This is a genomic window from Paenibacillus azoreducens (genome assembly GCF_021654775.1).
Lineage (GTDB): Bacteria > Bacillota > Bacilli > Paenibacillales > Paenibacillaceae > Paenibacillus_AQ > Paenibacillus_AQ azoreducens.
Genome location: NZ_AP025343.1, coordinates 6,800,687 through 6,824,160, shown reverse-complemented (window position 1 = coordinate 6,824,160; position 23,474 = coordinate 6,800,687). Strand labels below are relative to the sequence as shown.

The 23,474-nt window shown below is 46.4% G+C and carries 13 protein-coding genes; 12 read left to right on the top strand and 1 reads right to left on the bottom strand.

Annotated features, from left to right (window positions below; translation table 11 throughout):
- Positions 1–23 precede the first annotated feature (23 nt).
- Both L6442_RS30630 and L6442_RS30625 read left to right on the top strand, forming a co-directional pair.
- Entirely contained in the window at positions 24–1,148 is a 1,125-nt protein-coding gene (locus tag L6442_RS30630) for a glycosyltransferase family 4 protein (RefSeq protein WP_194234037.1), read from the top strand.
- Positions 1,149–1,355: 207 nt separating this feature from the next.
- Complete coding sequence (locus L6442_RS30625; RefSeq protein WP_212979489.1) at positions 1,356–5,243, top strand: S-layer homology domain-containing protein; 3,888 nt, start codon at positions 1,356–1,358, stop codon at positions 5,241–5,243.
- Between the two features lie 71 nt (positions 5,244–5,314).
- Here L6442_RS30625 and L6442_RS30620 read toward each other — a convergent pair whose 3' ends face one another.
- Positions 5,315–5,785, bottom strand: coding sequence for a hypothetical protein (locus L6442_RS30620; protein WP_212979490.1), 471 nt, complete (start codon positions 5,783–5,785; stop codon positions 5,315–5,317).
- 430 nt (positions 5,786–6,215) lie between these two features.
- Here L6442_RS30620 and L6442_RS30615 point away from each other — a divergent pair, with 430 nt between their 5' ends.
- From L6442_RS30615 to L6442_RS30570, 10 genes are all read left to right on the top strand, one after another.
- A complete protein-coding gene (locus L6442_RS30615) occupies positions 6,216–6,557 on the top strand; it encodes a hypothetical protein (protein ID WP_212979491.1) in 342 nt (113 codons plus the stop codon).
- A 433-nt stretch (positions 6,558–6,990) separates the two neighbouring features.
- Positions 6,991–10,455, top strand: coding sequence for an S-layer homology domain-containing protein (locus tag L6442_RS30610; RefSeq protein ID WP_212979492.1), 3,465 nt, complete (start codon positions 6,991–6,993; stop codon positions 10,453–10,455).
- Positions 10,456–10,709: 254 nt separating this feature from the next.
- Positions 10,710–11,279 carry a hypothetical protein gene (locus L6442_RS30605; protein WP_212979493.1) on the top strand — a complete coding sequence of 190 codons (570 nt, stop codon included), beginning with the start codon at positions 10,710–10,712 and terminating at the stop codon, positions 11,277–11,279.
- A gap of 298 nt (positions 11,280–11,577) precedes the next feature.
- Positions 11,578–11,853: an alpha/beta-type small acid-soluble spore protein gene (locus L6442_RS30600; protein WP_212979494.1), complete on the top strand. Its 276-nt coding sequence runs from the start codon at positions 11,578–11,580 to the stop codon at positions 11,851–11,853.
- Positions 11,854–12,016: 163 nt separating this feature from the next.
- Positions 12,017–13,219: a methionine adenosyltransferase gene (metK, locus tag L6442_RS30595; RefSeq protein ID WP_194234042.1), complete on the top strand. Its 1,203-nt coding sequence runs from the start codon at positions 12,017–12,019 to the stop codon at positions 13,217–13,219.
- A 496-nt stretch (positions 13,220–13,715) separates the two neighbouring features.
- Positions 13,716–17,699 carry an Ig-like domain-containing protein gene (locus L6442_RS30590; RefSeq protein WP_212979495.1) on the top strand — a complete coding sequence of 1,328 codons (3,984 nt, stop codon included), beginning with the start codon at positions 13,716–13,718 and terminating at the stop codon, positions 17,697–17,699.
- Positions 17,700–18,183: 484 nt separating this feature from the next.
- Positions 18,184–20,895, top strand: a complete 2,712-nt coding sequence (locus tag L6442_RS30585; RefSeq protein WP_212979496.1) for a stalk domain-containing protein — start codon at positions 18,184–18,186, stop codon at positions 20,893–20,895.
- A gap of 90 nt (positions 20,896–20,985) precedes the next feature.
- On the top strand, positions 20,986–22,140 hold the full coding sequence (locus L6442_RS30580) for a sensor histidine kinase (RefSeq protein ID WP_194234045.1): 1,155 nt from the start codon (positions 20,986–20,988) through the stop codon (positions 22,138–22,140).
- Between the two features lie 4 nt (positions 22,141–22,144).
- Positions 22,145–22,867: a response regulator transcription factor gene (locus L6442_RS30575; RefSeq protein ID WP_194234046.1), complete on the top strand. Its 723-nt coding sequence runs from the start codon at positions 22,145–22,147 to the stop codon at positions 22,865–22,867.
- A 210-nt stretch (positions 22,868–23,077) separates the two neighbouring features.
- Complete coding sequence (locus L6442_RS30570) at positions 23,078–23,461, top strand: hypothetical protein (RefSeq protein WP_194234047.1); 384 nt, start codon at positions 23,078–23,080, stop codon at positions 23,459–23,461.
- The last annotated feature ends 13 nt before the right edge of the window (positions 23,462–23,474 follow it).

Sequence of the window (23,474 nt, the reverse complement as noted above, 5' to 3'; positions counted from 1 at the left end):
GAAAATGGGGGTTGAACGTACAAATGTTAATGATAGCCATCATCGGATGTATTGTGTCATTAGCCTTGGCACTGCTGCTAACGCCGCTGGTGAAGAAATTGGCGATTAAAATCGGAGCAGTCGACGTCCCGAACGCTCGTAAAGTGCATACCAAAATTATGCCGCGGCTAGGCGGTCTGGCGATATATCTGGCATTCATGCTGTCCATGTTTGCAGTTCTGCCATTTGTATGGGATCTGTTTTCCATGCGAGATGCAAACTTTATCAAGGCCTTTTTGCTTGGCGGGTCGGTGATCGTGCTGATCGGCGCTTTGGATGACCGCTTTGAGTTATCGGCTAAGGTGAAGCTGCTCGGACAAATCGTCGCCGCATGTATCGTTGTTTTCGGCTTTGACATCACTGTTGATTTTGTAAATATACCTTTTAATAATACCTATTCGTCACTCGAAAGCTGGATTGCCATCCCGCTTACGATCTTCTGGATTGTCGGCGTCACGAACGCCATCAATCTGATTGACGGTCTGGATGGATTGGCAGCAGGCGTCTCGGGTATCGCGATCGGAACGATCCTGGTCATGGCCCTACTGATGGGCAACCTCACAGTCGCCCTGTTGTGCTTGCTTCTGCTGGGAGGGGTCGTCGGATTCCTGTTCTTTAACTTCCACCCGGCGCAGATCTTTATGGGCGATACGGGCTCGCTGTTCTTGGGCTTCAGCCTGGCGATGCTGTCGATGCTCGGATTTAAGCAGATCGCAATCGTATCGTTTATTACACCGCTGATTATTATCGGCGTACCGCTGTCGGATACATTCTTTGCCATTGTGCGGCGCTGGATCCAGAAGAAACCGATCTTTGCTCCGGACAAAGGCCACCTGCATCACTGCCTGCGGGAAATTGGCTTCAGCCACCGCCAGTCTGTTCTCATCGTATACGGCATTGCCGCATTTTTCGGCGTACTGGCTGTCATTCAGTCTTCCGCCGCGATGTATGAAGCGAATTGGGTCACTTTCGTCGTCATCTGCGTCATGATGTTTTTCATGCAGATCGGCGCCGAGGTCATCGGTCTTGTCGGCAAGACGAAACGTCCGATTCTGGATTTGATAGCAAGGCTTCGAATGAAAGTCAGCGCGGAGCGCAGTTCGAAATAATCTCCAAAAAGATTTAGCTATTATACTTTCGTTTCTATCTAAAATAGAGCATTCGTCATTCTTAGGAATGGCGGATGCTTTTTTTTATCTTCAATAAAAGGGAAAAAAAGTAACCCTGAAGAGGGGGTTTTTTATTAAATCTTCTTCAAAATCAAAGTGCTGAAACCGATAAAGAAAATAACATGGTCAAAAAGGAGAGATAAACGCATGCAACGAATGAAGAAATCATTCATATGGATGGTTTTAATGGCGCTTGTTGTATCCGTCATGCCGCAAAGCATAGCCTCTGTAGCATATGCCGATACATTGCCCGACGCGCAAACGAGTTATTTTACACCTGACATCAGCGGCATTCGAAATACAGTAGCATTAAAACAAGAGGAAACCAACAGCAGCAGTCCAGCCTTTATTTCGCGCGAGAAGCTGTATCAAGTACAGGATTCCCAACTGGCCGTTACGGGTACATACACCAAAGTAACCGGATCTACCTTGGGCGTTAACGTGCAGCAGCTCAACTGGGATAACGGCCAATGGGTTGCAAGTCCTACGCACGTCACTCCAGGGGTGATTACGCTGGACATGGAACGTCCGGATAACCGTTTTAAAGCCAACTTGACCTTGTATCAAGGGGTTAACAAAATTACGTTTACAGGCTCTCAAGGGTTTAACGAGCGCTCCGAAACCTTTTATGTATTGTTTGATACCGTTCCTTTTGTAGAGAAGCTTACGGTGCATGGCGGTTCGGACAAGCTGAATCTGAACGAAGGCGCGCAAATCGTTGTGCCGGTTCAGCAGATCACGATTGAAGGTAAAGCCCAGAATGCAACGAAAGTAACCATTGCAGCCAACGGCGGTTCGGCACTGGCAACGACGCTGCTGCAGGACGGAACCTTCTTTACGCCGCAGCTTCAGCTGAAACCGGGTATCAATGATCTGAAGCTGGTTGTGCAGAATTCATCCGATTCCCTGACCTTCAATTATCAGCTCTATTATTATGATGAGAAAAGTCCGATTGTAAGCATGTATTTGGCGGACTCTGCCGATAACGGCCAGAGCTTGCTGAATGAAGTGCCTGTGTTTACCGAAAACAAAGACAGCGGCAGGCTCTATGTGCAATTGCTTGTTCCGGACAGCGGAAGCCCTTTTGAAGGCAGCGCAAACGTGCAGATGAACAGCAGCCCTGCACCAGGATTGCAATATTATAAGGATATCAAGCTGGATGGAGCAAAAATCAACAAAACGCCGGGACAGGAAATTTTCATTCCTTCCGTTTCGCAGAATACGCCATCTTACCGCCTGGTGACATTCTCTGTTGATCCGCTTACTTTCAATAAAGAAGCCAACGGTGATATTTCGTTGAATCAAACGCATAACTTGTCTATCACTTATGGCACAAAAACGATCGCCAAAAAAATCGAATTTCAGTACATGCAAGGCAAAACCGTCATTACGGATCTGAAATATTTGACCGGATATACGGGCACAGGCGAAGTGCCTGCAGGCGAACCTTTGAACGGGGCCAAGGTAAACTCCAGTGATTTTTATATCCTGGTATCAACCAACAGCACCCCAAGCGATCCAGCCAGACTGCAAGCCCAATATCTGCCTTTGGGAACAAAGTCGATCGCGATAAGTTATGTTTCCAAAGTATCGGATACGAAATACATTTATAAAATCAGCGACTTCCAGAACGGGAACCAGACTGTCCGTTTTAATTACGAAGGTTCCAGCGCATATAAGGACGCCGTTATTTCCTTTGCGTCCAAGAGCTACATCTATGTATCCAATTTGACCGACGGACAATCTTACAAAATGGATTCAAGCGGCACCAACACATTCCCGATTAAAGGTCAATACATTGACTTCGACCTGAAGAGCCCGTATTTTACGGCTTCGCTTTACGTGAACGGCACCAAAATTACATCCGATAATTCATGGCTTGACGGCCAAGGCAACTTCAATCAAGCACCTGTGGTCGATGCGAAGAAAGGTCCGCTCGTATACGGTGAGAACCGGATCGTCCTGTTAGGTACTACCAAAGACGACAAAGGCCAAACCCGTGAAATCAAAAAAGAACTGCGCATTTACATTCTGGATCAGAACGTATCCACGATCATGAAGTTCCAGCCGGCGCTTGGCAAAGACCGCCCTGCGTTCCCTGCGCGCGACTTTGACGATAAGAACGAACAGCTGGCCAAAATCTTCAACTTGACGCCTGATTTCGTGTATAAGGACACTCAGTTCAAAACTAGTCTGAAAACATACGATATCGTGCTCCGAGGCAGCGGCGCCGTTAAGGCCAACCTGAACCTCGGCACCAAAAACATTCTTTCAGTAGACATCCCAGCAAACTTTACTGAAAATGAAAAAGTCACGTTTGCGGATAATAATCAGAGATATACGTATGAATTTGCCGGCAGCCGGAAAGATTTTGTGATGCGGATCCAGGATTTTACGTCCAATATGCCGGGCACATATGTATATACGCTGGAACTCATTAATGAAACTGGTGCTAAGACCAGTCAGAAGCTGGAACTGGTACGTGAAGAAAGTGCGTACAGAATTATTTCCCCGCAGCCTACGGTTGGCGGCAAATACGTGGTCACCAAAAACTTCCTGCACTTCGATATTGAAGCTGAGGGAGCCGACTCGGTGAAAATTGACAAAGAAGAGGCCAAGAAACGCACCGATCTTGGAGAACACCGTTTCGTATTGGATTATGTCGGACTGAAACAGGACAAATCCAATAAAATTAAAATTACGATTACTAGAGGCAAAGTTACGAATACGGATACCATCGAGGTTTATTACAGCGGTATCGTTGACGTCGATGCCGAATATATGGCGCCGAAAGTAGCCAATAAATATACGGTATTCAACAAAGCGGTTCAATTAAGCTTCCCGAAAGGAACTGTGATGCAAAGCACCGATATCCGGGGACTTAAAAAATATTATCCGGAAACGAAGCTGCTGTTCGGTATCGCCGATCCGGTGAACGGTATCGTGGAACGCCGCAACGACTACGGCAACATTATCGGCTTCCCGGGTACGGGCGAAGACAGCGGGCAGCCGACCTGGTCCATTCCGGACGAATACATGTTGAGATTCGGTTCTACCGGAAATACGAATAACTTTGTACGCGTGTCGAACGTTTATTGGATCAGCGGCGGCATGGGCGAAACAACGACGCCATATTCACCGGCTACCAATGGACTTCCGCCATATTCCGTTTCTGGACTGTTCGGTGATCCGACCATTCCTGCCGAACGGAAAGTCACCCCATCGCAGCGGGGAACGCTGACGCTGTCTTACAACCCGAGCGTCGTGGATGAAGCCGGATATACGATTACGGTTTTCCGTTATAACGCGAAACGCGAATGGGAGAACATCGGCGGGGAAGCGGATGCGAAGAATCACACCATCACGGTTCCATTTGATCAGTTTGGTTATTATACGGTTATGAAAATGAGCCGCGGTTACTCCGATGTGACCAACCATGCTTGGGCACGGAATATCCTGAACGCTCTTTATTCCAAAGGTTTCATGAATAATCTCCGCTTCGAGCAATTCGGGGCCGACGACCAAACGACAAGAGGCGAATTTGCGACGCTGCTGGTTAAAGGGCTCAACCTGCCTCTGAATTACGACGATAAGAACACCTTTGTCGATCTCGTGCCGACAGCCCGTTCGGCGACATGGGATTACGAACATATTGAAACGGCGGCCAGAGCCGGCATTGTAACGGGACTGACGGACGGGGTGTTTGCTCCGGACCAACCGCTTACAAGAGAACAGGCGGCGGTTATGATCGCCAGAGCGCTTAAACTGAAGCTTGCTCCTACCGATCAGAAGCTGAAAGACGCCTTGGCGAAGTCATTCCTGGATTCCGGCAAAATAGACGTATACGCCTTGTCCTCGATTCAGGCTGTCACCAAAGCCAAAATCATGGCCGGATCGCCAGTGACCCAGCCGGGACAAAAGAAACCGCAATACAACTTTAATCCGAAAGCAAACATGACTCGCGCCGAAGCGGGTAAAATTGCCGTAGAACTGCTCAAAAAAGGCACCAAAGTATTCCCTAAAAACTTGAGCTAAGGAATGGATTTGTTCAAGAATAGAGAGAAGCCTCTGCTAATAAAGCAGAGGCTCTCCTTTTTGCATTAATATTAACTTGTTTTTGTGAACTGAATCGTATACGGTTTATCGTAATTATTAATGCCGTTATCAAGCACCCGGAAATAGACTTTCTCGCCTGCTGGAATGTACGCGCTAATAGCTTCAGGATATCCTCTGCCATTGCCATTGAGAAAATCAAGATAGGTAATTGAACCATCTTCTCTCATCTGAACAATTCCAAGAGCAATATCGAAATTTTCCGGTGGAGTTACAATGACAGTGTATGTGAACCCGGAAGATCCTTGTGTGTTATCAACGAGATAGTAGTCGTTATCATCCATACCATGTAAAGGGATTGTCGCACTATAGTAAGGGGATTGCTGAACGTTTGAGTACATCACTTGCGCGGTTTCCATTGTGTCGCCCCAACCGTAAGCTGCAAATGCCGAATTAGAAGCACTGAATACCGTCAAACAAGCAGCCAATGCCACTGATGCAAAGAATTTCCTTGATCTCTTCATGTTCAAACCTCCAATTTTACTAGGACTTAGCAATCCTGTTTAATTTGAAAAGTGAAACATAAGATGTCAAATAATTCTTCTCTTAACGGTGGTTGGCCAACCATACTCGAAATATACCATATAAGTATAAAATATGTAAACAATTTCTATGTAAATATTTGTTATAGTATTTTCTTTTTGGCATAAATTATTATTATTTTCGGGACGTTATCGTAAATATTTCTGAATATTAGGATAGTAAAACTAAGTCCTGTTTTTGATTTAATACAGGCACTTGTTTAAGCAGTCGAAGGCCAGGGATAATCTTACTTTTACCGTTAACTAAAGTGGACCTTTTTTAATTTCCAATTACATATCTTTGTAATTTGTCGATCTTTAGGATACAATGGCGTAGAATACAATTTATAATTTGAAGGGTGAAGGCTATCTTATGAAACCGATCTATTCCAAAGCTCAATTGGACTATTTGCGTGCAAAAACCAAATTTGAGAATAAGGCCAGCACATTGGAGAAGAAAATTGAGCTGACTCGCAAGACGAGAGAGATTACTCAAGAAGTCATGGAAGGCCTTGTTATGGAGACGGGCTTTCATGATGCCTTTAATGAACTGACTCTTTCCGAAAACCAATTGATCGAGTGGTCCCATTCGACGATCAAACACGAGAAAACATACCGCGAGAACAAACAGCCGATTGAGCAAATGTACCAGAACTTGAATACGAGTCCTGAAATGCGTGCCCAGATCATTGAACTGGCTATGAAAATCCGTTAAGTTTTTGTAACTATTATACTTACATCCAAGAACGCCTGCGGGCGTTCTTTTTTCTTGCCATATAATAAGGGACGGGCAGATCATCCTGAGATGGCATATATTTCTTGTACAAGTCATTATTTTCGTTATAATGAGAAAGTCGGGTAACAAAATTGAAATTTTTTAAAAAAAGGTGCAACTTTTTAGAAACTCGTGCGTCTAAGATGTAGAGTCAATTACGATGGGCGTACCAAAGATGACCTGTACAAGAAAAATGTCTATAAATTAGAAAAATGTTCTTTACGACATCTTGACCCCATTGTATAATACTTAGGTAGGATTAGGAATCTACTCTTTTTTTGTCGTATTCCAAGTTTACCAGTTTCTGTGATCTCGTCACAGACATCATTTATATGAAACTCTGCTCAACTCGGGAAAGGGGGTGCACGACAATATGAGTAACACGAGCTACCCATTTAAAGAAAACTCTAATGTGATGAAAGTTCAAGGAGGAGAACAAAAGGTTATGAAGAAAATTTTGACAGTCGCTCTGTCTACAGCAATGGCATTCTCTATGTTTGCTTCTGTAGCATTCGGTGATTCCGCAGTAACTCCGCAACAAAAATTCGACGCTCTGGCAGCTAAAGGTGTATTCAACGGCTACCCAGACAAACAAGCACACTTGGAAAGAGACATGACTCGCGCTGAGTTCGCGAAAGTCCTGACTAAATTGCTCGGACTGAAAGAACTTCCAGACGCTACGCCTTCTTACAAGGACAAAGGTTATGACAAAAAGAACTGGGCATTCCCTTTCATTGAAGCAGTAACTGCTGCAGGTGTTATGGAAGGTCAAGACAAAGAAAAAGGAATCTTCAACTACAACGGTAAAGTAACTGTTGAAGAAATGGCTACTGCACTTGTTCGCGCTTTGAAAATCGAAGCTCCAGAAGCAGGCGACAACAAAGCGTCCGGATGGGCTAAAGGTTATGTACAAGTAGCAATCGATAAAGGTCTGATCTCTAAAGATTGGAACTTCCAAGGTAACGCTACTCGCGAACAATTGGTTTACGCTTCTTACGCTGCTGACCAATTCCTGAACCTGTCGGTTGCTTCTTACAAAGTAGCTGAAAATGGTAAAGACATCGAATTCACCCTGAACACTGGTGAAGTCGTAAAAGTAACTTTGGAAAAAGCTCTTGAGCCTAACAAAGAAACTGAAGTTACATTCGAAAATGCAGCTAAACAAAAAATCACTACAAAAGTGACTTGGAAAGTTGATGAAGCTACAAAAGTTTCGACTGTTGAAGCTTCCAACTTGAAGCAAGTTGTAGTAACTTTCGACGGAACTGTTGATCCTGCTTCCGCTGAGAACATTAACAACTATATTGTTGATGGAAAAGCGATCGATAGCGTAACGGTTTCCGAAGACAAGAAGACTGCAACAATCTTGCTTGACAAAGACAGCACTCTTACAAACCAAAAGAAAACCTTCGTACAAGTTAGCAATGTGAAGGGTTCAGTAGGTACAAGAACAATTACGCAAAAAGTGGAATTCACTCCGCTTGACGTAAAAGCTCCGGAAGTTACAGAAGTTAAAGGTCTGGGCACACAAGCATTCAAAGTTAAATTCAGCGAGCCGGTTAAACCAGAAGATATGATCTCTACGAACTTCCGTATTGACGATCAAGCAATCGCTGCAACTGTAAAATACTCTTACCCAGATACTGCAATTGTGGTAACTAACATGTCTGAAGGCAACCACACACTTCGTGTGAGCAACGTGAGAGACTTCTCTGGTCTTGCAATTGCTCCTGTTGCTAAAGAATTTACGGTAACTAAAGATACTGAAGCTCCAAAATTTGTATCTGCTAAATCTTATGATTTGAAAAAAGTAACCGTTGAATTTGACGAAACAATCAAGAGCGTTTCTGGCGCTTACGCGAATGTTTCTTCTGTGAAAGCAAGCAAAATTACAATTAACGACAACAAAGTGACATTGGAATTTGCTCAACCATTGGGTTACACAGAAAATACTATCCACATTTCCGGAGTTAAGGACTACAGCGACAACTCTGCGGATATTGATGCAAAAGTTACTCCAACACTGGATACAACTCGTCCAACGGTTGTGACATCTAGTCTTACTCAAAACACTGATACTGGAAGATTCATTGCTGAAATCAAATTCAGTAAAGCTGTTCTGAAAGAAGATGCTGTTAAACGTGAAAATTATGTATTGAAAGATGCTGACGGCATTGCGAAAATTAACGGTGTGAACAAAGATGGAAATCCAGTTCGCCAACCAGAATTGAAAGCTGACGGTAAAACTGTGGTTATCGATTTTGGATCTGATCTTAAAGACGTTGATTACACTTTGACGATTTCTGGTGTCAGAGACACTGCTTACGTTGGTAATGTATTGCTTCCACAAACTGTAACATTGTCTGCCAAAAATGCAGCAACAGGTCAAATCGACCGTGCATGGAAAGGTAACGATGGTTGGATTTATGTTCAATTTAATAAATCCTTGAGTGTAAGCGGAACTGGTAATGCGGCTGATCCTGCGAAGTATACAGTTGATGGTAGAGTGCTGACTACTACTGCAGCTAATGTAGAGCTGGTTTCGACTAATACAGTTCGCATTAAGCCTGATAAAGCACTTGATTTGCCTACAGCACCTGACTATAAGATAATCAAGGCAAATTACATCCAGGATGTTGATGGCAACTACCTGCGTGAGAAGGGCACTGGCTCTTACACACTGTCCGCAAAAATCAAGAAACAAGATGAAGCAATTATGATCGATGATGTTAAAATTACCGGAACAAAAGAAGCAAAGGTAACTTTTGACGCTCCATTGAGTGATGTGCGTGCAGATGAATTCTCGCTTAAGCATACAGACGGACGCATCTACCGTGCTAATGATTATAGCTTGAGCAGCGACAATAAAACTGTAACTCTGAAATTTGAATCGGAATTGCCAGCTACTTTCGAAGGTAAACTCGTAGTTGATGGTTACTATACTCGCGATGCTTTTGGCAATATTGTTAATATTAAAGGGTTCGATGTAAAGAACTCGGTAAGACCATCTTTCAGTGAATTCGGAAAAGTCACTCGCGAGAACTATTCTACAGTTGCGAAATACTCTATTGAAGTAAAGCTTGACAAGAATGTAGATGTATATTCTACTGCTGCTAATTTGTTCACGGTTCAAATTGGAAACTATAAAGTAGCGAATGTACCTACAAAAGAACCAATCACAGTGAGCAATCAAAAACAAAAAGACACGCTGGTTCTTACATTCGAAGTACCAAAAGATACTCCAAATGAAGAGATCCGTGTATCGTTCAACGGCGATGCGAATAATGATAGCAAAGCAATTGTCGATGCAAACCGTAACGCATTGTCTAGCTTTGAAAAATTCCATTCCGCACCAACTCCTGTTGATAACACCACACCAGGAAAAGCTCCAGAAGGTGTGACAGCATCGCCTGCTACTGCTGCAGGAAATGATGGTAAAATCACTGGTGTTGACGCAACAATGGAATACAAAGGTTCAGATAATGTTTGGAAAGCCGTAACAGGAAATGAAGTTAATGGCTTGACCCCTGGGAAATACGAAGTGCGCGTTAAAGCAGTTGATGGTAAACCAGCAAGCGAAAGTGTTACTGTTACAGTTAAAGGGGTAGCTCCTGCAGCTCCTGCCGTGACAGGTGAAGACGCTCCTGCTGGTGGAAAAGGAAAACTTCTGGGCCTTAAAAAAGGAATGGAATATCAATTAGGTGGTGCAAATAGTTACACACCAGTAACAGAAGATGGCGATGTAGTTGTTCCTGCTGGAACTTATTATGTTCGCTATGCTGCAACTGATGTACTTCCAGAAAGCGCGCCTACTCCTGTTGTTGTAAAACAACTGTAATAAGAATTAATCCTTTTAGAAAAGCTCAGCCTTCGGGTTGAGCTTTTCTTTTTTTGTATAAGAACCTCCCAGTTCGATGGCGGTTCAAAAAAATTATAGCTATTATATAACTGATGGAAGACCGGCTCAGCCTGTGGTTATGACGTGTAGGTGCAATTTTGTTAATCTGTTTTTAATTTAAATCAAAAATAAGCAACCCAAAATTGTTATAGTGAAATAAGCTTTAAATATACCAAAAGGAGGCACTCACTAACATGAAACCATATTGGAAAATCGCAATGGCTGCAGTCGCAATTGGTGCTGGGATATGGATCGGAACCATATATAGCAATATTGCTATTGGCGCAGGTACAATTCAGCCCGGCACTCCCGACGACCCTGTCGTCACCAAAAGCTACGTTGATCAACAAATTCAAAAAGCATTGGGTGGAGGCATAAACACAACACCAACAAAGCCTTCGAACCCTAATAATACAACTACACCACCTAAAGATAATGCAACTACTACAACGCCAAAACCGACGGACAAGCCCGTAACCACAGTTGTTGAGAATACATTAACCATTGTTACGGTCAAACCAGGTGTAAAGCTGATTGCCAAAGCTGGAGCCGAGTTTGTTGTACGTAACGGCAAAGCTGTTGTATACAGCGATGCCGAAAATGGTGTGGCAGATCTTACTGCAGGTAAAGATATCAAGAACGGCGAAGCCGTTGAAAACAATCATTTGCTGTCCTTCCCAAGAGAAGGACGCGGTATCATGGTACAAGAAGGCAATACCTATAGCTTGACCGTTATGGTACGCGGCGGATATATGCTTCAATGATCTATAAAAAAGCGACGTAGCGGAGGGGACGGAATCGATCTGAAGAAGCGGTAGCGGTCGCGGTCGCCTTTGTCTCCGAATTTTGACAGTATTGAAGAGATATAATCAAGAAAATTTGGAGACAACAGTGATCGGAAGAACGATCCGTAACCGTAGCGAACAACTCGCTTTTTAAGCTGTATTTTAACTATTTCCATAAGCTTATTTTTGCCATAAGTAACAATCATTTATACGTCTCAAGACCAATATAAATACAAATAATACTCTTGCAGTACCATCATGCAGGAGGTGCATTTACATGGCCAGAAATAATAATCGTAAAGTTGTTCCCGAATCCCGTCACATGCTGAATCAAATGAAATATGAAATTGCCACTGAATTAGGAATTGGATCGGCATATAGATCAGGAGGCAGCGGTGCGGATACGGAATTCGCAGGCGAATTAGGCGAGATTGGGGGGGTTTTTGCTCAAGGCGGCTCTTATGCCGGACACCTCACTTCACGCCAAAATGGATCGGTCGGCGGAGAGATGACCAAGCGGTTAGTCCGCCAGGCGCAACAGTCCTTATTGTAACCAATATTTATAATCCTCCTTTCGTTGACATAGGTTGACAAATGCGTTAATATGTCCATTGAGGATTGTCATGCAGCCTTTTCCTGCCTGGGAAAAGGTTCATTTTTTGTGTAGGACATACTTAAAAGCCTTTGTCATAATATCCTTATAGGAGGTTGATACTATGTCTGTAAAAGGACGTCATCTGTTTACATCAGAGTCCGTTACGGAAGGACATCCGGATAAGATTTGCGACCAAATCTCCGATGCGGTACTTGATGCTTTTTTGGAAAATGATCCGAATGCGCGCGTAGCTTGCGAAGTATCGGTTGCGACCGGACTTGTGCTTGTGATCGGCGAAATCAGTACTAAATCCGAGTATGTCGATATCCCCGCTATTGTTAGAAATACAGTAAAGGAAATTGGGTATACTCGCGCCAAGTTTGGCTTTGACTATAATACGATGGCTGTTTTGACATCGCTGAATGAACAGTCAGCCGATATCGCGCAAGGCGTAAACGCTGCTCTGGAAAACCGTGATCCGGCTCAGGTTGATAAGGAAACGGAAAATATCGGTGCAGGCGACCAAGGTTTGATGTTTGGTTTTGCAACGAATGAAACCCCTGAACTTATGCCGCTTCCGATTGCGCTTTCTCACCGCATTGCCCGCCGTTTGTCTGAAGTCCGTAAGGACGGCACGCTTGAGTACCTCCGCCCGGATGGCAAAACGCAAGTAACCATTGAGTATGTCGATGACAAACCGGTACGTGTGGACACCATCGTTGTATCTACGCAGCATGCTGAAGATGTAACTTTGGAGCAAATCCAGGCCGACATTAAGGAAAAAGTCATTCTTCCGGTTGTTCCGGCGGAACTGCTGGACGATCAGACCAAATACTATATCAACCCTACAGGCCGTTTCGTTATCGGTGGACCACAAGGCGACGCCGGATTGACCGGCCGCAAAATCATCGTGGACACTTACGGAGGTTACGCTCGTCACGGCGGTGGCGCATTCTCCGGTAAGGATCCAACGAAAGTGGACCGTTCCGCAGCTTATGCTGCTCGTTATGTGGCGAAAAACCTCGTAGCAGCAGGTCTCGCAGACAAATGCGAAATCCAGCTTGCATATGCGATTGGCGTAGCAACGCCGGTTTCGATCAATGTGGATACGTATGGCACTGGCAAAGTTAGCGACGAGAAGCTTGTCGAGCTGATCCGCAACAACTTTGACCTTCGTCCTGCAGGCATTATCCGCATGCTGGATCTGCGCCGTCCAATCTATAAACAAACAGCTGCATATGGTCATTTTGGCCGTACAGATGTGGATCTGCCATGGGAACGCGTGGACAAAGCCGAAGAGCTTAAAGCGCAAGCAGGTCTGTAAGTTAATCTATCAAAATATCATCCCCGGACAGGGCTTTGGCCTTCCGGGGTTTTTTGCGTTCAGAAAAACGCCTCCCGTCTTCTCATAGTTTCGAAGAATGAGGCTAAACTTCGATCCTATTTTGACCGAAAGTAATATAGAGGACTGCTTTTTGGAGGATTTTGCAAAATCCTGATGTACATAAAACTCAAAGCTGCTGACAAAATGATTTAGATCGAGTATGAAATAGTGTTTGAAAATAAGCGATATAGCGGAGGGGACGGAATCGATCTGAAGAAGCGAAGCGTTCGCCTAAAAGCTTTCCAGAGGAAAGCTATCATCGGAAGCATAGGCTGTCTCCGAATTTTGACTGTGTGTGGTTATATAAATCAAGAAAATTTGGAGGCAACAGCGATCGGAAGAACGATCCGTAACCGCAGCGGTCACTCGCAAAACGTCAAAACTAGTTCAGGTGCTAAAGCTAAATTTTATCCACAGAAAGGAAGGTTGCTCACTCATGAGGAAAGCTCTCATTTATTTATTGGTGGTTTTAATCGCATTTGTGGATCTGGGTAGCGTCAAGGCATTGGCGGCTGCCGATCCGGTCGGGGATGGTCCGGAGATTACGATATCGATTCCATCATCTTCGGATAAGAATAATGTCTCGCAAAAACCGGAGATCCAGTTTAAAGCCGACAGGGCTGTTGATTTAATGATAGGAACCGATAACAACGGACCTGGAATACGGGTGACTGGAGGTGGTTCATCGATTACGATTGGTCCTGCGAATATAAAAGTAGACACGAAATCAGGCGATACGGTTTATTATGCTCAACTCGATAATCCGTTAAAATCCGGAGTGGAATACTTGATTCAGGCGGACCAAGGGGCGTTCAAGGATAAACAGAGTGGCGCACATTCGAAGCAAGTCACATATGACTTCACTACGATCGCAAAATTAGACGTTACAGCGACAAATCCAGTGAATAATGCAACGGGTGTCAGCACTTCGTTAAAGGAATTAACCTTAACATTTAATGATACGATCAGCCTGGTCAAAGGCAGCGTGAAATTATACAAGTCGAACGATGTATGGGTGGAAGATATTTCGGCCGATAGCGGAAAGTTAAAAGCCAAAGAAAACCAACTGATCATTTCTTTGTCCAAAGCTCTGGAGGAAGGAACCAACTATTATGTAGTTGTCCCTAAAGGGACCGTGACTTCCTACGGTACTGAATATGAAGGCAATAATTCAAGCCAGTGGACGTTCAAAACCGTCGTTGGCAAAACATTCATCACTAGCAAAAGCCCGGCCAACGGGTCAACAGGCGTATCTCCAGGCACCAGGCTGCAATTGACGTATAACCAACCGGTTTATCCGTCTTCTGGCAGCATAAGCTTGTACAAAAACGGCAGCTGGATCAAATCTATCACTGCTAATTCCTCGCAGGTTTGGGGCAGTGGAACAAAGACGATCACTATCGATACAGGATCATCAATTGACTATAATGCCAACTACTACGTGCTGGTTCCAGATAACGCTTTTCGGGACAGTGATAACAACAATGTCGCAGGGATCAGCTCCAGCAATGAATGGTCCTTTACCACTTCAAGCACGACCAGCGGCACATCACTTAACGTGGACAGTTTTTCTCCAACCAACCGCAGCACCGGAGTTGCGCAGGATGCGGATTTGGTCATGAATTTTAACAGGGAAGTGCAGCGTGGATATGGCAGGGTGAGCGTCCGGAAATCGGGCAGCGATCAGGAAGTGCCTACGGATGTGTTCACCTATGGTACGAGAGAGGTCAGAATTCGGCTTTTGCCGGGGTATCGTTATGATACGGATTCGACATATTACGTAACGATTGAGCGTGGCGCTTTTTATGAGAGACAAAATCCGAACAATGTTTATGCCGGTTTAAGCGGATCTTCCTGGACGTTCTCGACATCGGTTACCGACAAGACGCCGCCTGTTCTCAAAAGCAGCGAGATGTACAGCAATTCGACGATCCGGCTTGTATACAATAAAATGCTGTATTCCGATTCATGGCTGTCGACCAGCATGTTTACCGTAACGGTAAATGATGAGACGCGCAGAATTTATAACGTCTACACCTCGGGGGATAGTGTATATATTTTATTGGAAACCGGGGTTGCCGTCGGCCAGAATGTGAAAATCACTTACAAAGGCGGAACGAACGGAATTCGCGATAGTGCGGGCAATGCCGTGCCTGCCATTAGCCAGCGTGAAGTGGTGAACGGCATTGATACGGCGCTTCCGAAGCCGAGCAGCGGTTCCGTGTCCTACAACAGGGTGACTTTGAATTTCAGCCAACCGCTCAGAAACGTGTCATCCAATGCATATGAGCAGTTTACGGTCAAAGCGGACGGCTCTCCGATGAATATTCAATCGATCAGCCAAAGCGGACAAACTCTGTATTTGACGCTGAATGTCAACGTGTCCGACGGACAGGTGATTACGGTTAGTTATACGCCGGGGAATAATCCGATCCAGGATGACAGGGGACAAAATATTAGCGCCTTTAGCGACTTCTTCGTGCGTAACTATCTCGATACCAAACCGCCGGTATTCCAGTCTGCGGAAGGTGCGGGGAATAAAGTCGTATTGACTTACAATGAACCGCTCAGCACGTACAATATTCCGATGAAAAGCCAGTTTTCAGTACTGGTGAACGGGGCTCCGAACTACGTCAGCGCCATCGAGATTAAAGACAATAAGGTGACCTTGACGCTGACTTCGGCTTTAAGCAAAGATGCGAAGGTAACCGTTTCGTATGTGCCGGGATCGGGCTCCACCCGGTTAACGGATTTGAACGGAAATGCGGCAGGTTATGTCAATCTGGAAACGGTCAAAGTGTCGGAGAACGGTTTGAATGGCGAAATCAAGGCCTTGATTGTTCAAGGCGATATGATTCAAATTATCTATAATAAAACATTGCAAACGCAGTCCTACGTGGCCAAGGAGCAATATCAGGTGTACGTGGACGGCACACTGCGCGGCGTAACCCAGGCTTCGGCAAGCGGGAATACCGTCACGCTCAAGCTGAGCAGCGCGGTGACAAGCGGACAGCGGGTAGAAGTTACTTATTTGCCGGGAAGCAGTGGCGTAACCGATAGCAGCGGAAACAAAATGTCCTATTTCAACAAGCTGCTTGCCAGCTATTCGACCGGAAACAGCTTTGATCCCAACCGTCCTGGTTATTTGATCTATAACGATTTGAAAGAGTTTGGGACATCAACATTCAGTTTAAGCGACCCGTCTTTGGTGATGAGCGATATCACATCGCGAAATAATCAGCTCATCAAAAAAATAAGCGTCGATCCGGAAAAACTGAAAGGCGCTTTTGATTACATTGGTACTGCAAACGAAAAAACGCATATGCTGATGTTCCAGGCGCCGACCGGTTACAGCTCTATTTTGGTGAGCATCCCGCTTGATGCGCTGGAGATCGCCTTCGGCAAGGACAAAAATGCGGTAATTGCCGTGCGTGCGGGAGACGCCATGCATGTTCTGCAGCTCAGCCAGCTGCATACGGCAGAAATCTCCAGAAGCTTGAATGCTTCGTCGAACAGCATCGCGCTAAACATCGTGGTAGAGAAGCTGGGGGCAGAGGCGGCAGCGCAGTACAACACTAAAATCAGCTCGGCTTCCATGCAAAAGGTGACGGAACCGTATGATTTTTATGTCACGGCCGTCAATACGAACAGCAGCGCAAGCTCCATCGATGTTACGATGAACAATCAATATTGGATGATCAGCGGCATGGCCACGCCTGGAAATAAAATAGGTTTGTTCAAGTGGGATGCCGCATCAGAGACCATGACGTTTGTACCTGCGCTGGTACAGGCCGGCGGCGACCGCCAGGTTTTCCGGGCTAAGATCAAAGGGAATCATACCGTTTTTGGCGGGACGACGTACCAATATTTCAACGATGTCGGGAACCACTGGGCGAAGGAAGCGGTGAATACGTTGGCAGGCAAGCTGATTGTCAGCGGCCGGACCAAAACCAGCTTTGCCCCGAACCAAAACATTACCCGGGCGGAGTTTGCCGAGTATATCGCCAGAGGCCTTGGCCTAGCGGGAGAAGTCGGCATGGCGCAGCGTTTTTATGACGTCACGAATACGAAGGAAAATGCGTTTATCGGGGCCGCGGTCAAAGCGGGCATTATTACCGGCTATTCGGACGGTTCTTTTAAACCGAATAAATCGATTACGCGCGAAGAAATGGCGATGATGATGATGCGGGCGATGAACTACTCCGACTATCGGACGACTTTGACTTTCGCACCCGAGAAGTATTTGCAAAAGTTTAAGGATTATAAGCAAATCCAGGCTGTGGATGCCGTGGCCAAGCTGCTGAATGAAGGCATTATCCAGGGCGTCAGCGCGAATGCCTTCCAGCCTAAGGGGCAAGCCACCCGGGCGCAAGCGGCGGTTATGCTTCAAAGACTGCTAGAAAAAATACAATACATGTAGTGCATGTTCAAAAAAGGCCGGTTTTCAGCACCGAGAAGGTTGAATGAAGATAGGGACTGAGGAGCGGAGCGTACATTGGGGTACGTGAGCACCGGAAGGCCCGGCTGAATTCAAGATTCGATGCCGCCCCCGCTTCCTGATACACTACGTGATCAAAAGCGGATTTTTTGAACAACCTCATGTAAACTATCGACAGCCTGCCTCTCCTCATAGTAGGGGGGGCGGGCTTTTTTTTCGCCAAATCGAGCAAATTCGTTAAAAAATGCAGCTTTTTCCGTAACTTTTCGGGTTTTAAACAGTCTATTAAATAGTACGGAGGTTACAGGTTAGTAACTTTTAAGATTATAGAATTTTTTTCTAATGTTCATTATTGCTCAAAAAGTAAATCTTTCAGTTTGCAATAACGTCAGTAGAGATGTAAGCATTCTTTTGAATGAACCAGAATCGAACGCGTTTTCAAAAAAAGATGGGAGAGTAGCGCTTCATGAAATGGAACCAAAGGCAGAATGAAAGAAGACAAGGGTTGTATTCGGGGAAAAAATGGATGGTAGTGTCGCTCGCAGGCTTGCTTTTTGTCGCTCCGGTCGTTGGCAGCGGAATTCCGCTGAACGGGTATTCGATTTCATCTGTGGCCAGCGCAGCGGCTTCAACCGTAACGAAGATTTCGGAAGAACCGGTCACGGCGGGTGCGAATTTGATTAAATACAAGTTTACGACCACGCGTTCCGGGAAAAAGGCGACGGCTTTGGCGGATGTGGTTAGGGTAGACCTTAAGAACCCGAATGTCAAACTGGATGTCATGAACGGCAAAAACGGCCAGTTTACGACGAAACAAAGCACAGGCGGCATGGCGAAGGAAACCGGGGCCGTCGTGGCGGTCAACGGAGACTATTTCAATACGGCCGCGGATGGCGCCCCGATTGGCGGACAAGTGACGAACGGACAGCTGCTGTCTACGCCGTCGGATATTAAGGGGATGTATGCCTTTGCGGTAACCACCGGCGGCAAGCCGATGATTGACGAGTTTTCTTTTGAGGGAGCGGTTACGGCTGAAGACGGTGCTTCCTTCCCGCTGGCGGGGATCAACAAAACTTCCTATAATCCGGAATCCAGCGGTCAGACTTACAGCCATGTCGATGCCATGTATATTTATACAAGCGCATGGAAGTCGACGGAACGTCCGAAAAACAGCTCGACCTCGCCGGTAGAGGTGATGGTAGAAAACGACGTGATCACGCAGATTTCCGATGTGGGAGGATTCGTGGGCATGTCGGCGCCGCAGAACGGATATATTTTGCGGACGCATGGCAAGGCAGCCGATTTCGTAAAAAGCCATTTGGCAGTCGGCCAAAAGCTGCAAACCAGCTATAAGCTGAACTCCAAGACGATGGGACCGTCGGTAAATCCTGCCGACCTGCAGATGATGATTGGCGGCCATACGATTCTGGTGAACAACGGAAAAGCGACATCGTACTCGCGCAGCGTGTCCAGCATTGGGGGATACCGCGCCCGGACCGCGCTGGGTTATTCGAAGGATGAGCGTTACGCTTACATTGTCGCGGTAGAGAAAAATGATAACAGCTCCGGCATGTCGCTGAGCGAATTGCAATCTTTTATGATCGATACCGGCGTATGGAAAGGCATGAACCTGGATGGCGGCGGTTCGACGACCATGGTTAGCCGTCCGCTCGGGGACACGGATGCGGTGCTGACTTTTAATACGGAATACGGTACGGAACAGCGCAGCGTTGTCAACGCGGTCGGCGTGTACTCGGAAGCTCCGAAAGGCGAGCTGAAAGGGCTGAAGATCAGCGGATCGTCGGCGATTCTGATCGGGCAGCAGGCAACATTCAAATTAAAAGGTTATGACAGCTACTACAACCCGGTGGATGTTTCCAGTCTGACGCCAACCTGGAAATCCAGCAACGGCAATATTAAAGTCAGCGGCCAAACGGTAACCGGCGTTAGTCCGGGAACGGCCAAAATCACCGCTGTAAGCGGACAAGCCAGCGCCACGATGGAAGTGAAGGTGCTTGGCGCGGACGACCTGAGCGCATTGACTGTGGGTTCGGCAACGGCGCCGCTGAAAGCAGGAAGTACGGTGTCCGTGCCGGTTACGGCAACGACGAAGGACGGCCAGAAGATCGATGTGCCTGACAGCGCCCTGAAATGGGAATTCATCGGATTTAAGGGCAGCGTGCAAAACGGCAAGCTGACTGTCAATTCGGTTGATCCGGACGCCAAGGTCGGTTACGCGATTGCACGATATAACGGCTTCAGCACGACAGTGGTATTGTCTGCAGCTGGTGAAGATGTATGGGAAAACTTTGAAAATGTCAGCTATCCGGTGAAATTTACAAGCAATAATCCGCAGGTGACCGGTACGGCCAGCATCACTCAAGGCAGCGGCGATCATGCCAATTCCAAAGTGCTGCAGCTGACATACGACATGACGGCGGGAACGGGCAAAATGTACGCTTACGCCGAATTGAACGGCTCCGAAGGCAAGACCATTTCGGCTCCGGCAACCTCGATGTCGATCGATGTCTTGGGAGACCACAGCCTGAACTGGGCACGGGCGGAACTGATAGACAGCAAAGGCAACACGATTTATCTGGATCTGGCCAAAGCGATCGACTGGGACGGCTGGAAGACCCTGCAAATCGATTTGAGCGATAAGGGCATTGCTTTCCCTGCGAAGCTCAAGCGCCTTTATGTCGTGAATGTGGAAGAAGGTCAGGATGAACGCGCCAAGACCGGTACGGTGGCTTTTGACAATATCAAATTGACGATGCCCTCTTTGTCCAGCGAAGCGGGGCTGCCCACAGGCAAAGTAGTCATGTCGGTCGGACAAAAGTCCTTCACGGCTGATGATAAAAAAAAAACGATGGATACAGCACCGGTCGTAAAGGGTAGCAGTACCTATATCCCGATCAAATACGTGCTCGACACGTTTGGCGGGAGGGCTTCCTGGGATGCGGCCAATCAGAGAATCACCGTCGTCCGTGGCGGAAAAGTCATGGATCTGAAGGTTGGAAGTAAGGATTTTATCCTGAATGGCAAGCGCAAAGGTGCAGATGTTTCGCCTTTCATCAGTCAAAATCGGACTTTAGTCCCACTTAGACTCGTATCCGAGCAATTAGGATTAAATGTAAAATGGGAACAAAACACGAAGACCATCACCATTGAATCATGATATGGTATGATATGTATAGAAATGAACTTGGACGAGGATAGAAGCTCATTCTATATAGAACTGTAATGGTAAGAAATGGAGAAGACATTCGTGGATTTTCAAGCCGATGCGATTGACCGCGTCATTAAGAACGCCATTCATGTGGTGGAGAACAGCAAATACCAGATGTTTGAGATTCTCGAGGCGGCCCGTGATGAACTTGCCACTTTGAATCAGGAACTTCAGCATGTGATGAAGGAAACGGTGGAGACGCTGCAGAAGGTGGATCAGCTTGAGCTGAACTACCGGCGTTCCCGCATCCGGCTGACGGAAGTCAGCCGGGACTTCGTCCGGTACAAGGAGGATGATATCAGGCAGGCGTATGAGAAGGCGACCCAGCTTCAGCTCGATCTGATGATTTATCGCGAGAAGGAAATGTATCTGAAGGCCAGACGCGATGAATTGCAAAAAAGGGTTCGGAATGTCGAGAGCTCTGTTGAACGTGCTGAATCCATCGGATCACAGATGGGTGTGGTGCTGGAATACTTGTCAGGCGAACTTGGACAGGTCACGCGGATTATCGAAACGGCTAAAAACCGCCAGCTAATCGGTCTGAAAATCATATTGGCTCAGGAAGAGGAACGCAAACGCATTGCCCGCGAAATCCATGATGGTCCTGCGCAGCTGCTCGCCAATCTGGTTCTCCGCACAGAAATTGTGGAAAGAATGATGGTGAAGCAGGAATTTAAGATGGTGCAGGACGAAATATTAGATTTGAAGGGACAAGTTCGCTCCAGCCTGGAAGAAATGCGGAAGGTTATCTTTAATCTCAGGCCTATGGCCCTTGATGATTTGGGTCTGATTCCTACACTGCGGAAATACGTGCATGATTATGAGGAAAAAACCAAGATCCGTTCGATTTTCGAAACACGGGGCAAGGAGCACCGCCTTTCCTCCGCGATGGAAGCGGCCATTTACCGCTTGGTGCAGGAAGCGCTCAGCAACGCGGCCAAGCATGCCTATCCGACTTACGTGTTAGTCGAAATTACATACCAGGCCCAGATGGTCAAAATTATGGTGCAAGATAATGGACTGGGTTTTAATGTTGAACTTCTGGAGCAGAAATCGAAAGATCATTTCGGCCTGATCGGCATGCGTGAGAGAGTAGAGCTGCTCGAAGGAAGAATGGAACTCGAATCCGCAGAGAACCAGGGCACAAAGATCGTAATCCATATCCCAACGAACGTGGAGAAGGGAAAGGAGTAACAGGATGGAAAACAGGGATTCTGGCAAAACAAACATTAAAGTCCTCTTGGCTGACGATCATCAACTGTTTCGCGAGGGTCTAAAGCGCATTTTGAACATGGAGGATGACATTGAAGTCATCGGCGAATGCGGGGACGGAATTCAGGTATTGGAGTTCTGCAACGAAAGAAAACCGGATATTGTACTCATGGACATCAACATGCCTGTCGAAAACGGCGTGGAGGCAACCGAGAAGCTCCGGGAGTTGTTTCCGGACGTAAAAGTCATTATTCTATCGATTCATGATGACGAAAGTTATGTGTTTGAAACGCTGCGTAAAGGCGCGAACGGCTACCTGCTCAAAGATATGGAAGCCGAATCGCTGATTAACGCGATCCGCTCGGTACAGGAGGGATATGCTTTTATCCATCCGAAGGTAACGGGGAAACTGATTCAGCAGCTGCGCCGCATGACCTTCCTCAATGAGACGGGGGCCATGACAGAGAGCGGAGTCAGGGAAGCAGGCGTGAAATTTGTGGCCGGCGAGAACAACCCGCTCACCCGGCGCGAAGCGGAAGTGCTGCGCTTGATGGCAGAAGGCAAAAGCAATAAAATGATCGGCGAATATCTCTTTATCAGCGAGAAGACGGTCAAAAACCATGTCAGCAGCATCTTGCAAAAGATGGAAGTCGATGACCGTACGCAAGCGGTAATCAATTCGATCAAATATGGATGGGTGACCCTTTAAGTGCGTGTTCAAAAAGGGCGGTTTTCAAAAGCGAACTTTTTGAACAACCTCTTTAGATTTGGGGTTACCCCTAAACCAGGTTGTGAAATTTCCCACTGAACCTGGGCTGCAGCCGTGACCTATATGATAGGTGTGGGCATAAAATACGCTTTCATTCACCGACCTCCTTATACCGGCATATAGTGTTGGTATACGGGGAGGTGAGTCGGCATGTGGACGACGTTATTGTGGATCTTGATGGCGTATGCGTTCGCGGTTGCGGCGGTTCATGCTTTTCATATTTGGCAGAAACGGAAGGATTTCAGGCGGATTCATTATATTCTGGTGACTTCCAACCATGAGCATCAGATCGAATGGTATATCCGCGCATTGGGGCTGTACGCCCTGATCACAGGCACCAACATACGGCTAACGGTGGTTGACATCGATTCGGCCGATGATACGCTCGGCATTATCGAGCGGCTTGGGCGTTATGGCAATTTGGAATTGTCCGTCACGACGGATTATTCGATTCTGAATCATGCCGAGCATTCGGATATCAGGATGATCGATTTGCGAAATCCGCATGAAGCGGGGCAAATTCCTTATGTATAGGATACGGCCTGCG

Coding starts and splice junctions, on each gene's coding strand:
- L6442_RS30600 (WP_212979494.1), top strand. CDS start 11,578: ATGGCCAGAAATAATAATCGTAAAGTTGTTCCCGAATCCCGTCACATG.
- metK (WP_194234042.1), top strand. CDS start 12,017: ATGTCTGTAAAAGGACGTCATCTGTTTACATCAGAGTCCGTTACGGAA.
- L6442_RS30620 (WP_212979490.1), bottom strand. CDS start 5,785: ATGAAGAGATCAAGGAAATTCTTTGCATCAGTGGCATTGGCTGCTTGT.
- L6442_RS30585 (WP_212979496.1), top strand. CDS start 18,184: ATGAAATGGAACCAAAGGCAGAATGAAAGAAGACAAGGGTTGTATTCG.
- L6442_RS30590 (WP_212979495.1), top strand. CDS start 13,716: ATGAGGAAAGCTCTCATTTATTTATTGGTGGTTTTAATCGCATTTGTG.
- L6442_RS30630 (WP_194234037.1), top strand. CDS start 24: ATGTTAATGATAGCCATCATCGGATGTATTGTGTCATTAGCCTTGGCA.
- L6442_RS30610 (WP_212979492.1), top strand. CDS start 6,991: ATGAGTAACACGAGCTACCCATTTAAAGAAAACTCTAATGTGATGAAA.
- L6442_RS30625 (WP_212979489.1), top strand. CDS start 1,356: ATGCAACGAATGAAGAAATCATTCATATGGATGGTTTTAATGGCGCTT.
- L6442_RS30575 (WP_194234046.1), top strand. CDS start 22,145: ATGGAAAACAGGGATTCTGGCAAAACAAACATTAAAGTCCTCTTGGCT.
- L6442_RS30615 (WP_212979491.1), top strand. CDS start 6,216: ATGAAACCGATCTATTCCAAAGCTCAATTGGACTATTTGCGTGCAAAA.
- L6442_RS30605 (WP_212979493.1), top strand. CDS start 10,710: ATGAAACCATATTGGAAAATCGCAATGGCTGCAGTCGCAATTGGTGCT.
- L6442_RS30570 (WP_194234047.1), top strand. CDS start 23,078: ATGTGGACGACGTTATTGTGGATCTTGATGGCGTATGCGTTCGCGGTT.